General features: G+C 65.4%; 13 protein-coding genes, 2 tRNA genes and 1 rRNA gene. 12 read left to right on the top strand and 4 right to left on the bottom strand.

Annotated features, from left to right (window positions below; genetic code table 11):
• The first annotated feature begins 193 nt into the window (after positions 1-193).
• From CBQ26_RS01020 to CBQ26_RS01005, 4 genes are read left to right on the top strand one after another with little or no spacing between them, the layout of a single operon-like run.
• Entirely contained in the window at positions 194-616 is a 423-nt protein-coding gene (locus CBQ26_RS01020; RefSeq protein ID WP_088246753.1) for a type IV pilin protein, read from the top strand.
• A gap of 29 nt (positions 617-645) precedes the next feature.
• Entirely contained in the window at positions 646-1,122 is a 477-nt protein-coding gene (locus CBQ26_RS01015; protein WP_143341903.1) for a type II secretion system protein, read from the top strand.
• Positions 1,119-2,417, top strand: coding sequence for an O-antigen ligase family protein (locus CBQ26_RS01010; RefSeq protein ID WP_088246751.1), 1,299 nt, complete (start codon positions 1,119-1,121; stop codon positions 2,415-2,417). The genes CBQ26_RS01015 and CBQ26_RS01010 overlap by 4 nt, the downstream gene beginning before the upstream one ends.
• On the top strand, positions 2,414-2,959 hold the full coding sequence (locus CBQ26_RS01005; protein WP_088246750.1) for a DUF1802 family protein: 546 nt from the start codon (positions 2,414-2,416) through the stop codon (positions 2,957-2,959). Before CBQ26_RS01010 ends, CBQ26_RS01005 begins: the two co-directional genes overlap by 4 nt.
• A gap of 48 nt (positions 2,960-3,007) precedes the next feature.
• Here the strand turns inward: CBQ26_RS01005 and CBQ26_RS01000 are convergent, their stop codons facing one another.
• Positions 3,008-3,472 (bottom strand): hypothetical protein, encoded by a 465-nt coding sequence (locus CBQ26_RS01000; RefSeq protein WP_088246749.1) that lies wholly within the window; start codon positions 3,470-3,472, stop codon positions 3,008-3,010.
• A gap of 132 nt (positions 3,473-3,604) precedes the next feature.
• On the opposite strand from CBQ26_RS01000, the gene CBQ26_RS00995 reads away from it, so the two are divergent.
• From CBQ26_RS00995 to CBQ26_RS00975, 5 genes are all read left to right on the top strand, one after another.
• Positions 3,605-4,354 carry a class I SAM-dependent DNA methyltransferase gene (locus tag CBQ26_RS00995; protein WP_088246748.1) on the top strand — a complete coding sequence of 250 codons (750 nt, stop codon included), beginning with the start codon at positions 3,605-3,607 and terminating at the stop codon, positions 4,352-4,354.
• A gap of 11 nt (positions 4,355-4,365) precedes the next feature.
• Positions 4,366-5,337, top strand: a complete 972-nt coding sequence (locus tag CBQ26_RS00990) for an NAD(P)H-dependent glycerol-3-phosphate dehydrogenase (protein WP_088246781.1) — start codon at positions 4,366-4,368, stop codon at positions 5,335-5,337.
• A gap of 444 nt (positions 5,338-5,781) precedes the next feature.
• The gene (locus CBQ26_RS00985; protein WP_088246747.1) at positions 5,782-8,820 is read left to right on the top strand and encodes an adenosylcobalamin-dependent ribonucleoside-diphosphate reductase; all 3,039 of its coding nucleotides are present in this window, start codon (positions 5,782-5,784) and stop codon (positions 8,818-8,820) included.
• Positions 8,821-8,846: 26 nt separating this feature from the next.
• Entirely contained in the window at positions 8,847-9,728 is an 882-nt protein-coding gene (locus CBQ26_RS00980) for a hypothetical protein (RefSeq protein WP_172417862.1), read from the top strand.
• 50 nt (positions 9,729-9,778) lie between these two features.
• Positions 9,779-10,120, top strand: coding sequence for a hypothetical protein (locus CBQ26_RS00975; RefSeq protein WP_172417861.1), 342 nt, complete (start codon positions 9,779-9,781; stop codon positions 10,118-10,120).
• Positions 10,121-10,184: 64 nt separating this feature from the next.
• Here CBQ26_RS00975 and CBQ26_RS21685 read toward each other — a convergent pair whose 3' ends face one another.
• A complete protein-coding gene (locus tag CBQ26_RS21685; protein WP_172417860.1) occupies positions 10,185-10,322 on the bottom strand; it encodes a hypothetical protein in 138 nt (45 codons plus the stop codon).
• A gap of 89 nt (positions 10,323-10,411) precedes the next feature.
• Between CBQ26_RS21685 and CBQ26_RS00970 the strand changes: the two genes are divergently transcribed.
• The 3 genes from CBQ26_RS00970 (at position 10,412) to CBQ26_RS00960 (ending at position 12,279) form a co-directional block, all read left to right on the top strand.
• The gene (locus CBQ26_RS00970) at positions 10,412-11,350 is read left to right on the top strand and encodes a diacylglycerol/lipid kinase family protein (RefSeq protein ID WP_088246745.1); all 939 of its coding nucleotides are present in this window, start codon (positions 10,412-10,414) and stop codon (positions 11,348-11,350) included.
• 8 nt (positions 11,351-11,358) lie between these two features.
• Positions 11,359-12,102 carry a PHP-associated domain-containing protein gene (locus CBQ26_RS00965; protein WP_308430642.1) on the top strand — a complete coding sequence of 248 codons (744 nt, stop codon included), beginning with the start codon at positions 11,359-11,361 and terminating at the stop codon, positions 12,100-12,102.
• Positions 12,103-12,195: 93 nt separating this feature from the next.
• Positions 12,196-12,279: transfer RNA gene (locus tag CBQ26_RS00960), tRNA-Leu, on the top strand.
• 149 nt (positions 12,280-12,428) lie between these two features.
• On the opposite strand, the gene CBQ26_RS00955 is transcribed toward CBQ26_RS00960, so the two are convergent.
• Together CBQ26_RS00955 and rrf are read right to left on the bottom strand one after the other, a co-directional pair.
• Positions 12,429-12,504 (bottom strand) — tRNA-Gly (locus CBQ26_RS00955).
• A 40-nt stretch (positions 12,505-12,544) separates the two neighbouring features.
• Positions 12,545-12,661: ribosomal RNA gene (gene rrf / locus CBQ26_RS00950) — 5S ribosomal RNA — on the bottom strand.
• Positions 12,662-12,851: the final 190 nt, after the last annotated feature.

The following is a 12,851-nucleotide window of genomic DNA, read 5'->3' as shown; positions in this document are numbered from 1 at the left end:
CAGCGGAAAATGCCCATCCGGCACACAGGGCGACACTGTTCCATGACACGCAATTCCGTAAGACTCCTGTGAGAAACACAACCGTACTCTGAACACAGCAAGGACGGGAGACACCCGCACCTGCCACCGCCATACGCAGGCAGAACCGGACCATACATCCCTTATCCGGACCCGCCGCACCCAGGAGAACACCATGAAAAACAGCACCCAGGGCTTCACCCTCATCGAGCTGCTCATCGTCATCGCCATCATCGGCATTCTGGCCGCCGTCCTGATCCCCAACCTGCTCGGCGCCCAGAAACGCGCGTACGACACCGGCGCCCAAGCCTGCGCCAAGAGCATTCAGACTGCGCAGGCAACCACGCAGATCGACAAGCAGGGTTACTTCACGATCTCCAAAGCGGCGGGCACCACGGATGCTGCTCCTACCATCGCTGACGGCAGCATCGCTGGAACCGGCACGGGTGTTGACGGCATCAGCAGCGGTTGCAGCAAGGGCGACATTGTCATTGCGACCACTGGCACCCCCAGCGGCTCTACCTACACCATCACGGTCAAAGACCAGCGCGGCGTGAAAACCTACACCATCACCCCCAGCTCCCTCGCCGGTAGCTAAGCTTAGGATTCAACAAGAGAGTGGACTTGATGTCCACTCTCTTGTTTTTATGGAAGACTATGAATAAAGCTAGGAAAATACAGGGCTTCACGCTCATCGAGTTCCTAATCACAATAGCAGTTATTGGTATACTGTCCGGCACACTTCTACCATTTCTTCTAGGAGCACAGAAAAGAGCTTATGACACTGGCGCAAGCGCATGCGCCAAAAGCATCCAAACAGTGCAAGGGATCAGCATGATAGACTCTAAAGAATATATGCTTGTTGGTTCAGGGGCAAATCAGATAAATAGATCGACTGATGGCATTAATGCAACTTGCAAAACTCCATACCTCTATTATAAAGATCGCTCAAGCCCTTCTAATATGAAGCATACATATACAATTGATTTGTGGGATTCAAGGGGGAAAGAGGTTTTCACGATAACCGATCAGTCCCTCGAAAAAGATGCAATTGGAGCGACGCCTTTTTCTTCTACTGGTCTGGGTGGCGCCAACATCCCGTGAACCCCAAGATGTTTTTGGCTATTTTGATAGCGCTGCCCCTGATCATAGATCCGGGGCTATTTTTGAATACCGAATCGATATATCTTATTCCAAAAATCCGGTGGATTTACCTTATTCTATTGCCTTCAATTCTTACTTTAATTTTCTTGAGTGGAAATTTTAGAAAATTATGTTCCTTTAAATTTATTGTAATTTTTTTCATAGTATTTCTGTTGGCGGGCATCTGGAATTGGAATGATGCTGGAGCCACGTGGATGGGTGCCCCGAATCGCGGGGATGGAATCGTCATGCACTTGGTTTACTTAGCGGTATCCCTAGCTGGCATTACCATAGCTTCTCAAATTTCCACCCAAAGAACTTTTCTTTATCTGGCCACTGGCGCAGCCGTTCTGTCACTCACGGCCATTTTACAGCAGCTCGAGATCGTCGGAGTACTTGGAATCGATCTTGCCGGCACTTCTGCCACGGTGGGAGGTGGCACCCTGGGCAATCGGGGTTATATGGGCGGCGCGCTAGCACTACTCCTGCCTCTCAGTATCTGGGTAGCGAGAAACCGTCCAGGTCTGTGGTCTTATGCGGGGCTGATCATTGTGACGTGGGGTCTAAGCGCAACAATGACTCGAGGCGCATGGATTGCAGGACTGGCAGGCGCATGCATTCTATGGATCACCCGTCAACTTACATTGAAGGTCATCTTGGTGCTGTCTGCTGGAATAGCACTCTCGCTAGCACCAGCCTTTTTTCTACCCAACACCACCACACGATCTTTTTCGGGCGACTCGCCTACAGCCATTATTACGAACAACTCTGGCCGCACAGTCCTATACCGCTCAGCCCTTATAGGAATCACCGAACGCCCTCTGTTGGGTTGGGGTGGGAATGCACTATGGAAGGTGATGGCAGAGCGTTCTGATCAAGAGTTGCTCGCAGAGGGGGGGGCACCTGCGCATGTCCGTGCAGAGCGGAGAGATTTCGGTGTAAATGCTCCTCCCAGTTTCATTCTGACCTTGCCGACAGGCGAGAAGCAGTGGTTCTTTCTCCCTGTGAATAAGGTTCACAATGAGTATCTCGACTATGCGCTGACTTATGGCATTCCCGCAGCCGTGTTGTTCACGCTATTATTGGGGTATGGCATCTGGAACGCATGGACGACAGCACCGGTTCTGTCCGCCTGTCTGGTCGCTTACGGCGTCTACTTGTTGACCTGGCCTGAGGTGATCCGGTTTGCACCGATAGCGTGGTTCCTGCTTGGTCTCGCTCTGGCACAGCGTCGCGGCGCTACAGTCGAGACATGACCTTCTCCGCTCTTAAAGAATGGGATACTCAGTCCCGCCTCCTGACCCAGGGCACCCTGTCTTTGTTGATCCGGAAGGGTGGGATCATGGAGACGCATGATGGCTTCGAGGTGGAGCACCGGTCGTTCCTGCTGTATCCGACGTTCCTGCATCAGAATCCGGCAGAGCTTCAGCCGCAGTACCAGTCGCTGCTGCGGGATGATCCGCAGCCGGGCGTGATCGGGTTTCCGGCGCTGGCGGAAGTAGTGGCGATGCATAAGGTCGAGTCGCTGGACAGGGCACTCAGGTTGGAGCCTCTGCAGGCGTTGACGGGTGCGGCGATCGAGCGGCGCTTTCACTACCGGAACCGGCCGTGGGTGCATGCGTTGCTGTTGCGGGTGCGGCCGCTGCTGGAGCCGCTGGTGCTGCCTGAGTCAGCGGGGATGCTGGGGTGCGTGAGCTGGGTGCCGCTGGAGGACGTGACGGTGCGGGTCGGGGAGCCGGTGGTGCCGGAGGACGTGCTGGAGGCGCGGCGGCTGGGGCTGGAGCAGGTGCTGGCATAAAAAAAGAGGGGAGGCCGCGTGGTCTCCCCTCTTTCATGCCTTGCGTCGTTACTGCGCTTCGAGGTCGTAGTTGTTCAGGAGGGTGGTCTGCACGCCTCCCTGACCGTCGGCGAGGTTCCAGCCGGTTTTTGTTCCGGCGAGGAACTGGTTGTCGCGCTGGGCGAGGACGAGGCGTTTGCCGTTGTCCTTGCTGAGAACGGTGTCGCCGGCGTCGTAGCGGCTGTTGTTGTTGGCGTCGCGGAACACGATGACGCGGTAGTAGCCGTAGGGGACGTTGCTGGGCAGGTCGAGGGCGTACCCGCCGGTCAGGAAACGGTCGATGATCTGGCCCTGGGTGCCGTCGGCGGTGTACTGGCCGCCGTTGTACCCGACGATGGCGAGGCGGATGTTCTGGTCGGCGGTGAAGCCGCGCAGCTGTCCGGTGACGTCCTTGCGGACGGGGTTGCCGGCGAGGGTGCAGGCGCTGAGGGTCAGGGTGCCGAGGGCGGCGGCGGCAAGCAACTGGGTGTTCATGGTGGGTTCCTCCGGGGGCTGTGGTGGCTGCACGGTAACGCGGGCGGCGTGGGGTGGGGTAGGCGGGCTTTCTTGCGCCCCTTCTCATGCCCGGCGGCCTGAGGGGTCGGGCGGGGGCCTATACTCGCGGGCATGCAGAGGCAGCCGTTTACAGCGTTAGCCGCCGTGTACGACGCGATCATGGCGGATGTGGAGTACGACCACTGGGCGGACTTCGTGCTGACGTTCGCGCGGGACGGGGGTCTGGATGGGTCGGGGGGCGCGCTGGATCTGGCGTGCGGGACGGGCGGGTTCACGCGGGAGTTGCGGGCGGCGGGTCTTGACGTGACGGGCCTGGATTTCAGTGAGGAGATGCTGCGCGAGGCGCGGTCGCGGCTGCCGGGCGTGCCGTTCGTGCAGGGGGACCTGCGGTCGTTCGCGCTGCCGGAGCGGTTCTCGCTGGTGACGTGCGTGTTCGACAGTCTGAACAACCTGCTGACGCCGGAGGATCTGGGTGCGGCGTTGGGGCGGGCTCGGGCGCACCTGCAGCCGGGCGGGCTGTTCGCGTTCGACGTGAACACGCGCGTGGGCGTGCGGGAGTTGTGGGAGGGGGACGCCATCGAGGGTCTGGCGCCGCTGGCGGACGGGGGCGAGGTGCATTACCACTGGTCGCATCACCATGACGCGGAGGCGGACCTGGGGGTGGTGCAGGCGTTCTGCCGGGTAGGTGAACTGGAGTTCGTGGAGACGCACCGGGAGCGCGGGTACGACCCGGCGGACCTGGAACCGCTGCTGGCGGCGGCGGGCTTCGCGCGGTGGGAGATCGTGGAGTACCCGGATTACGCGCCGCCGGAACCGGACGCGCCGCGCGTGTGGGTGTTCGCCTGGGCGGGGAGCGAGTGAGCGTGCCGGGACTGTCAGTACAGGGCCTGCCGGTGCTGGGCGCGGGGGGCTGGGGGACGGCGCTGGCGGTGAACGCGGCGCGCAACGGCCCGGTGACGCTGTGGGCGAGGCGCGAGGCGTTCGCGGCCCAGCTGGACCGTGAGCGGGTGAACGCGGAGTACCTGCCGGGCGTGGCGTTGCCCGCGCCGCTGCGGGTCACGCCGGACCTCGCGGGGGCGGTGCAGGGGGCGGCGTTCGCGCTGGTCGTCGTGCCGAGTGTGGGCGTGCCGGACCTGCTGGCGGAACTGCCGCGTGGGCTGGGCGTGGTGCTGTGCGCCAAGGGGCTGGGGCCGAACGGGGGTCAGTTGACGGTCCTGGCGCGCGGGCTGGGTTTCGGGCGGGTGGCGGTCCTGAGCGGCCCGAATCACGCCGAGGAGATCGGGCGGGGCCTGCCGGCCGCGACGGTCGTCGCCAGTCGGGACGTGGCGTTCGCGCAGGAGGTGCAGGCGGCCCTGATGACCCCGGCGCTGCGGGTGTACACCAGTTCCGACGAGACGGGCGTGGAGCTGGGCGGCGTGCTGAAGAACGTGGTGGCGCTCGCGGCGGGCATGGTGGATGGCCTGCGGCTGGGCGACAACGCCAAGGCGGCGCTGATTACGCGCGGGCTGCGCGAGATGGACCGGTACCTGCGGGCCGTGGGCGGCCAGGAGGACACGGTGTACGGCCTGAGCGGTCTGGGGGATCTGGTCACGACCGCCACGAGTCGCCACAGCCGCAACCGCGCGGCGGGCGAGGCGATCGCGCTGGGCGAGCATCCCGGCCAGGGCGGGAAGGTCGTGGAGGGCCTGCGCACGGCGGGCCTGCTGGACGCCTGGGCGCAGGCGCAGGGGGTGGACCTGCCGATCGTGCGGGCGGTCGCGCAGGTCGCGGCGGGCGCGTGGACACCGCAGGCGGCCCTGGCGGAACTGATGACGCGGGACGCGAAACCCGAACGCCTCGACTGATACGGACTGCCGTTTGTTTCGCCAACAATCCGGAACGTCACCGCCCCTGCCAGCTCCACGTCCGGAGAGGCGTTTCTCTCCTGCTCTGCGGGGCAGCTCTACGAGTCGCATCCGCTCGGACCGGGCGGGCTTTGCAGCCCATTCAATCGGAGTCCGTATGACCCGGTCCGCTGCTCCCCGGCGGCGCGGTCGGGGGGTGGTTTCCTGCGTCCCACAGGGGCTTTAGCTGCCCTTCATGGGGCGGTTTTTCGCAGCATCTTGTACCTTAAATCGAATGCAGGTACAAGTGCTTGTACGTCCTGCGGGCGGGTGCTACAGTCAGCCATCTCAGGAACGGCCCACTTCACCGGCCACCACCGCAGCCCGACCCCACGGCCCCCACCGGGCCGGCGGCGGCTTCATGCTGTGATTCCCCCACCCCCCCCACCCGCAAGGAGACGCACCGTGACCACCCTCAGCGCCCAGCCCCTGACCAACTTCGACGACAACGCCCATCACATCGCCAAGCGGCAGTACCTGCAGGGCAGCGACGGCGACCTGAGCGGCATGTTCAGCCGGATCGCCACCTGGGTCGCCGGAGCCGAAAGCGAGAGCGTGCGCGACCACTGGGCGCAGAAGTACTACGACCTGATGGCCGAGAAGAAATTCTGCCCCGGCGGCCGCGTCCTGGCCGGAGCGGGCACCTCGCACGGCAACGTCCTGAACTGCTTCGTGCAGGGCGCCACCGAACACGACCCCAGCACCTTCGAGGGCGTCATGGAAGTCGCCAGGAAACTCGCGCTGGTCACCAAGGTCGGCGGCGGCAACGGCGTGAACCTGGACGTGTACACCCCCCGCGCCGAAGGTAGCCGCCCGGACTCCGGCGTGCGCGGCTGGGCGTACATGAGCGCCACCCACCCCGACGTCACCGACTTCATCGAGGGCCTCATGCGGCCCCCCACGCAACCCGACGGTGACAAGCAACCCGTCGCCGTGCGCAACTGGACCCGCGTGGTGTACGGACAGGTCATCAACCCCGAACTGGTCGCCCTGGCCCGCGCCAACGGCGTCGCCGTCGTCAAGGCCATGCCCGAAGGCGTGCAGGCCGTCCCGGACGACATGGGCGGCATCATCGACGCGGCCCGCAAGGTCGCCGACGACGCCAAACTCGGCCTGGAACCCCGCATCGACCTGAGCCACATGCGTCCCGAAGGCGCCCCCATCAAGGGCTCGGGCGGCACCAGCAGCGGCCCCGTCAGCTTCCTGCTCGAAATCTTCGACAACTTCCTGGAATGGTCCAACCGCGGCGCGGAACAGAGCGGCCCCGTCAACACCCTGCGCTTCGTGTACGCCCCCGTCCTGCGCGTCGTCCGCCAGGGCGGCACCCGGCGCGGCGCCGGCATGGCCACCATTTCCATCGAGCACCCGGACGTCCTGGACTTCCTGACCGCCAAGGACCTCGACCGCGAGGCCTCCGAGGGTGACATCAGCACCTTCAACATCAGCATCCTCGTCACCGAGAAATTCTGGGACACCCTGCAACGCGACGCCCTCTGGCACGTCGGCGTGCAGGACGTGCCCGGCAAGTACGCCCTGCACCCCCAGGCAGAACCCTACACCGGCACGCTCCCCACCCTCCCCGACCGCCCGGAAGACGGCGCGCGCGGCGTGCCCACGTACACCACCGCCAGCAACGGCAAGATCGACCCGACCGACACCCGCCCCGGCATCCCCGCCAAGTGGCTGTGGGACCAGATCGCCCAGCACGCCTGGAGCACCGGCGAGCCGGGGCTGATCTTCGTGGACCGCATCAACCAGTACAGCGCCCTGAAGAACCTCGGCAAACGCTACGAGATCCGCTCCACCAACCCCTGCGGCGAGATCCCGCTGACCGTCGGTGAACCCTGCGACCTGGGCGCCATCAACCTCGCCGCGTACGTCAAGGACAGCCGCTTCGACGAGACCGCCTTCCGCGCCGACGTGCGCACCGCCGTCCGCTTCCTGGACGACGTGCTGGACGTCAACGTGTTCGCCCTGGAAGACAACCGCGTGGCCAGCCAGGACCTGCGCCGCCTGGGCCTGGGCGTCATGGGCCTCGCGGACGCCCTGATCAAACTGGGCCTGCGCTACGACAGCGACACCGGCCGCCGCGTCATCTACGACATCATGAGCGCCCTGCGGGAAGAAGCCATCGCCGAGAGCGAGAACCTCGGGCAGGAACGCGGCGTGTACCCCGTGTACGAACGCCACGCCGACAAGGTCCCCCACGCGCCCCGCCGCAACGTCGCCGTGCTGACCGTCGCGCCCACCGGCACCACCAGCATGCTCATGGGCGTCTCCTCCGGCATCGAACCCGTGTTCAGCCCGTTCATCTGGCGCAAGATCGGCAGCGAGTACCGCGCCCTGCTCGCCCCGCTGTTCGTCGAACTGCTCGAAACGTACCCCGCCCCCGACGGCATGCAGGACCCCCAGGGCAACTGGAACTGGGACAAGGTCACCGAGGCCGTCAGCGAGAACCACGGCAGCGTCGTCGGCCTGCCCTTCATCCCCGACGCGCTCCAGCAGGTGTTCGTCTGCGCGCACGACATCAAACCCGTCGATCACGTCCGCATGCAGGGCGTCGTGCAGTGCGCCTTCGACGCCGAAGGCTTCGCCGCGAACAGCCTCAGCAAGACCATCAACCTCCCCAACAACGCCACCGTCCAGGACGTGCAGGACGCCTACAGCGAGGCGTACCGCACCGGCTGCAAAGGCATCACCGTGTACCGCGACGGCAGCCGGCAGTTCCAGGTCCTGAGCACCAGCAAGAAAAAAGACAAGACAACCGACGACACGGCCGCCCCCACCCCCGACACCACCGCCAGCGCCGACGTGATGGGCGAAGCCACCCCCCAACCCACCCCCGCCGCCCCGGTCGCCGCTCCCGCCGCCGCGCAGGCCACCCAGCCCGCCCCACGGGCCGTGTACCAGCGCCCCACCCGCCTCAGCGGCATCACCGACATGATCAAACTCACGGACCCCACCAGCGGCCACCGCCGCAGCTTCCTCGTCACCGTCAACCACCTCGACCGCAAACCCGTCGAAGTCATGGTCATCAGCGGCCGCGCCGGCGACGAAGCCAACGCCGACAGCGAAGCCCTCGGCCGCGTCGTGTCCATCGCCCTGCAACACGGCGTGCCCGCCCAGGCCATCATCAAAACCCTGCGCGGCATCAACGGCGGCCTGTACGGCAGCTACAACGGCCGCCTGGTGGGCAGCAAGGCCGACCTGATCGCCGTCGCCCTCGAAACCTTCCAGAAAGACATGGAAGCCGCCCAGCTCCCCCCCCTCGCCGGAGGCAGCACCGACACCCCCGCACCCGTCAGCGCTGCGCCCAGCGGCGTGAGCGTGGAAGGCATGGACGGCATGAGCCGCGACCGCTGCCCCGTCTGCGAGGAACGCGCCGTGATCCGCGAGGAAGGCTGCCTGAAATGCCAAGCCTGCGGCTACAGCAAATGCGGGTAAGGTAGGAGACAAAACAGTATCCCAGCGTGGCGGTCAGGAAATCACACCTGACCGTCCTCGCTTATCCGAAGCAGGAGCCTGCGGCAATACGCCCGGCAGGGAAGCGCTACCTTCCGGGTATGACTCCGTTCCGGTTGCTTGGTGGGTTGCTGCTGTCCCTTGTGCTGTCCACGGGCGACGCGCAGACGGTGGCGGACGTGCAGAAGCTGCCGCTGGTGCATGATCCGCTGGTCAAGATGCCCAGCGCGGCACTCAGCGCCACCGATCAGCAGGCCGTGACTACCCTGGCCCGCACGCTGAACGCCCGGCCCGAAGTGCAGGACCTGAAGCGGAAGTGGCCGTACAGTCAGGGGGTCAGCCTGAAAACGGTGTTGTTCACGATCTCCGCGCCGTTCCGTTCGGGGACGCTGGAACGCCTGACGGTGTTCAGTGTCTCGGAGGCCGAGCCGCCCGTGCTGCTGTTCGTCCTGAGCGGCGCGAAGGGCCTGACGGCTGATCTCGTGGAGCCAGCGACTGATGCCGAATTCTGCCGGGTCGGTCAAGGTTATTCGTTGCGCGATATGGATCAGAATGGTCTGCGTGAGTTGGCATTCACTCTTGATTGCACGCCTGGGGAAATGATGCTCACCGATCTGTACCTCTTCCGCTATGGTCCGGGTAGATGGGTTTTCTGGCAGGCTTTCCCGGTCAGTTCGTCGTACGGCGGCGGGTGGGAAGGTCACGAGCAGTCCATCAAAATCCATGTCCGGAAGGGCAAGTCTCCTCAGTTTTACGGTCTGCTGGACCGACGTGAGTGGGCTGGTCCTCCCGAATTCGTTTCAAGGACTGACCCGACCAGGACGGTTGGCGTTATCAAGTACGCGCCCACCTCTCTCAACGAGGCGTGGCGGGTGCGTCACCTGTTCTAGCCGCAATAAAGCGCACGCTCTTGCAGGGGTGGGGCGGGTAGGCTGCCGGTATGCCTCTCTCCGATTACGCCCGCCCCTCCCCTGCCCGGATTCGTCTGTTCCTGTCGCTGCTGCTGATGCTGGTCCTGACGGCGGTGTTCGGGCGGCGGCGTCCGGGGGAACTGGGCACACGCGAGAGCCTGCGCCGCAGCTCGTTCACGCGCGTGATGTTCATGGACATCGGGGCGCTCAGCACGCTGGGGTCGCTGTACCTGCTGGTGAATGGCCGGACGCCCGTGCGCGTCCCGGCGGCAGTGGCGAGCCTGTTCGTGGGGAGTTTCGCGCTGCTGCCGGCGCTGGCGTTCGAGGACTGGGCGGCCCTGCGGGAACAGCGGGGCGAGCGACAGGAGTGAAGGAGAAGCGACGCTACCCGGTCTGGGCTGGCGTCGCTTCCGTAAGTGGTTGTGCCGGTCGGGTTCAGTCGTCGTCGTCTTCGTCGTTCTGCTCGATGCGGGTGTCTTCGTCGTCCGTGTCGTTCCCGCCGGGCGCGCATCCGGCGAGGGTGAGGACGGTCAGGCTGCCCAGCAGCCACTTCAGCCACGTCTGACGGTTCATACCCCAGGGTACGCCGGGCCGGGGTGGTGGGCGCGGCGTCTCTGGGTTTGTTCAAGGCGGCGGGGTGTGGCAGTGGGTACAGTTGCCGCATGACAGTCTTGAGTTCCGGGGTGAGTCCCGCGCCGTCCGGGCGGCGGGGCGCGACCCTGATTTTCAATGCGGGAGCGGGCGGCAGTGAGCACTGCACGCCGGATGATCTGGTGGCGGCGCTGGAGGGAATCGGGTTCTCGCCGGTGTACCGCAGTACGGCGTGCGAGGCGGACCTGGACGCGGCGCTGGCGGACGCTCAGGGCGCGGTGTTCGTGGCGGGCGGGGACGGGACGGTGCGGGCGGCGGCGTTGCGTCTGGCGGGCCGTGAGGGGGTGACGCTGGGCGTGATTCCCCTGGGCACGGCGAACAACGTGGCGCGGACGCTGGGCGTGCAGGGCGAGCCGCTGGACGTGATCGCCGGGTATGCGGGCGCGGGCGTGCGGCCGTTCGATCTGGGGCGCGTGGAGGCGCCGTGGGGCCAGGACCTGTTCCTGGAGGCGTGCGGGTGCGGGGCGTTCGCGGACGTGCTGGCCGAGTACGACCCGGAGTCCGGCAAGAGTCCGCTGCGGGCCGTGCAGGCGCTGACGGCCACCCTGACGCACTTCGATCCGCCGCCCGTGGCGTTGTGCGTGGATGGCGTGCCGGTGCCGGAGGTGCCGCTGGCGCTGCTGGAGGTCATGAACACGAACGCGACCGGGCCGAGGCTCCGGCTGGCGACGCGGGCCGATCCGGGTGACGGGCAGCTGGACGTGGTGCGGATCGATGCGGGTGCGCGCGAGGGGCTGCTGGCGTACCTGGCGGCGCTGGCGCGGGATGAGTTCACGGGCCTGGAGAGCGTGCAGGTGGACCGGGCGGGCGTGATTGAGATTCCGTACGTGGGGCAGGCCTTCCATGTGGATGCGGAGGTGCGGCCGCCGGTACAGGGCGCGTCGGGCCGGGTGCGGATCGAGGTGTGGGCGGGGGCGCTGTCGGTACTGGTGCCGGTGGGGGGCGCGTGAGCGGGGGAATGTCGAACAACGTGGTGTGGCGCGAGGGCGTGCAGGTCATGCGGATGGACCTGCACCTGCACACGGAGGTCAGTCATGACTGCCGCACGCCACTGCGGGACATTCCGGGGTGGATGCTCCGCACGAACACCCGCGTGATTGCCGTGACGGACCACGACCAGCAGCGCGGCGGCCCGGAATTGCAGAGAATGGTGCGGGATCTGGGTCTGGATGACCGCCTGAGCGTCATCGCGGGCGAGGAGGTCACGACCAGCGAGGGCGAGCTGATCGGCTTGTTCCTCTCGGAGCGCATTCCGCCGCAGCTGTCCCCGGAGGACACGGTGCGCGCCATCCGCGAGCAGGGCGGGCTGGTGCTGTTGCAGCACGGGTTCGATCCTTTCAAGCGCTACCGCCTGCGGCCCGAGGCGACCGTCCGGATCGCCCACGAGGTGGATATCGTCGAGACGTTCAACTCCCGGTTGTCCCGTCCGCACTGGAACCGCGTGGCGGCCACCTGGGCGCAGGGGCGGGGGCTGCCCATGTCGGGCGGCAGCGACGCTCACACCCTGCGCGACATCGGGGAGGCGTGGGTGGAAACGCCGTTCCGCCGCATCGAGACGCCCCAGCAGCTGCTGGACGCCCTGCGGGAAGGTACGGTGGGCGGGCAGTGGACCCACCCGGTGTACGCCTACGGGCGTAAGCAGTGGCGGGTGCTGAACGGTCGCCTGCGCCGTGACGGCCCCCTCCAGGGAGCGCCGCGCTGAGCGGGGAATGTGCGTGTGTGGGGCTGTCGGTGATCTATAATGCGCGGGTTCCTGGGAACGGTCTGCCTCTGGCGCCGCACCCTGGGCGGATGGGCCGGGATGGCGGAACGGTAGACGCATCCGACTTAAAATCGGCCGCTGCAAGGCGTGCGGGTTCAAGTCCCGCTCTCGGCACCACCCAGGCAGGATAACAAGAAGGAGGTCACCGCCGGAAATGGGGTGACCTCCTTCTCTTTGGCCCCGAGTCGGCGGGGCACCACGACAACGGCCACATAACAGGGGCGCATAAGAAAGCCCCCCACACTCGTTGGAGGTGGGGGGGGTTGTGGAGCGGGAGACGAGATTCGAACTCGCGACATCTACCTTGGCAAGGTAGTGCTCTACCAGCTGAGCTACTCCCGCGTGACGCTGCCCGTAGGCAGCGGTGCGTGTATAAGAAAAACCCCCGCGCTGACCGACTTTTCCGGGACCCTGCGGTCCGAGTATCATTGGCGCGGCTGCGTTTCACGACCCAGTTCGGCATGGAGTGGGGTGGTTCCGCAGTGCTATGGGCACGGGGGTGTCTTGGTTTGTCATGAACTCACGCCCGGAAAAAGGGGTGGGGTGAGTGATGCAAGACGAGGCGTGAAGGAGCGGGGTACTTCGTGTGCAACCCCCTGGGGGGTTGCGGGATGATGGCGGGTGATGGTCAAGACCTCGACTGATGAGCACCAGTCAGCTGAGTACATTGCTGTACTTGCACTTCTGGC

The organism is Deinococcus indicus (genome assembly GCF_002198095.1).
In the GTDB taxonomy this organism is placed as follows: domain Bacteria; phylum Deinococcota; class Deinococci; order Deinococcales; family Deinococcaceae; genus Deinococcus; species Deinococcus caeni.
The sequence above is the reverse complement of the archived record's forward strand: the minus strand, read 5'-3'. Positions and strand labels throughout refer to the sequence as shown.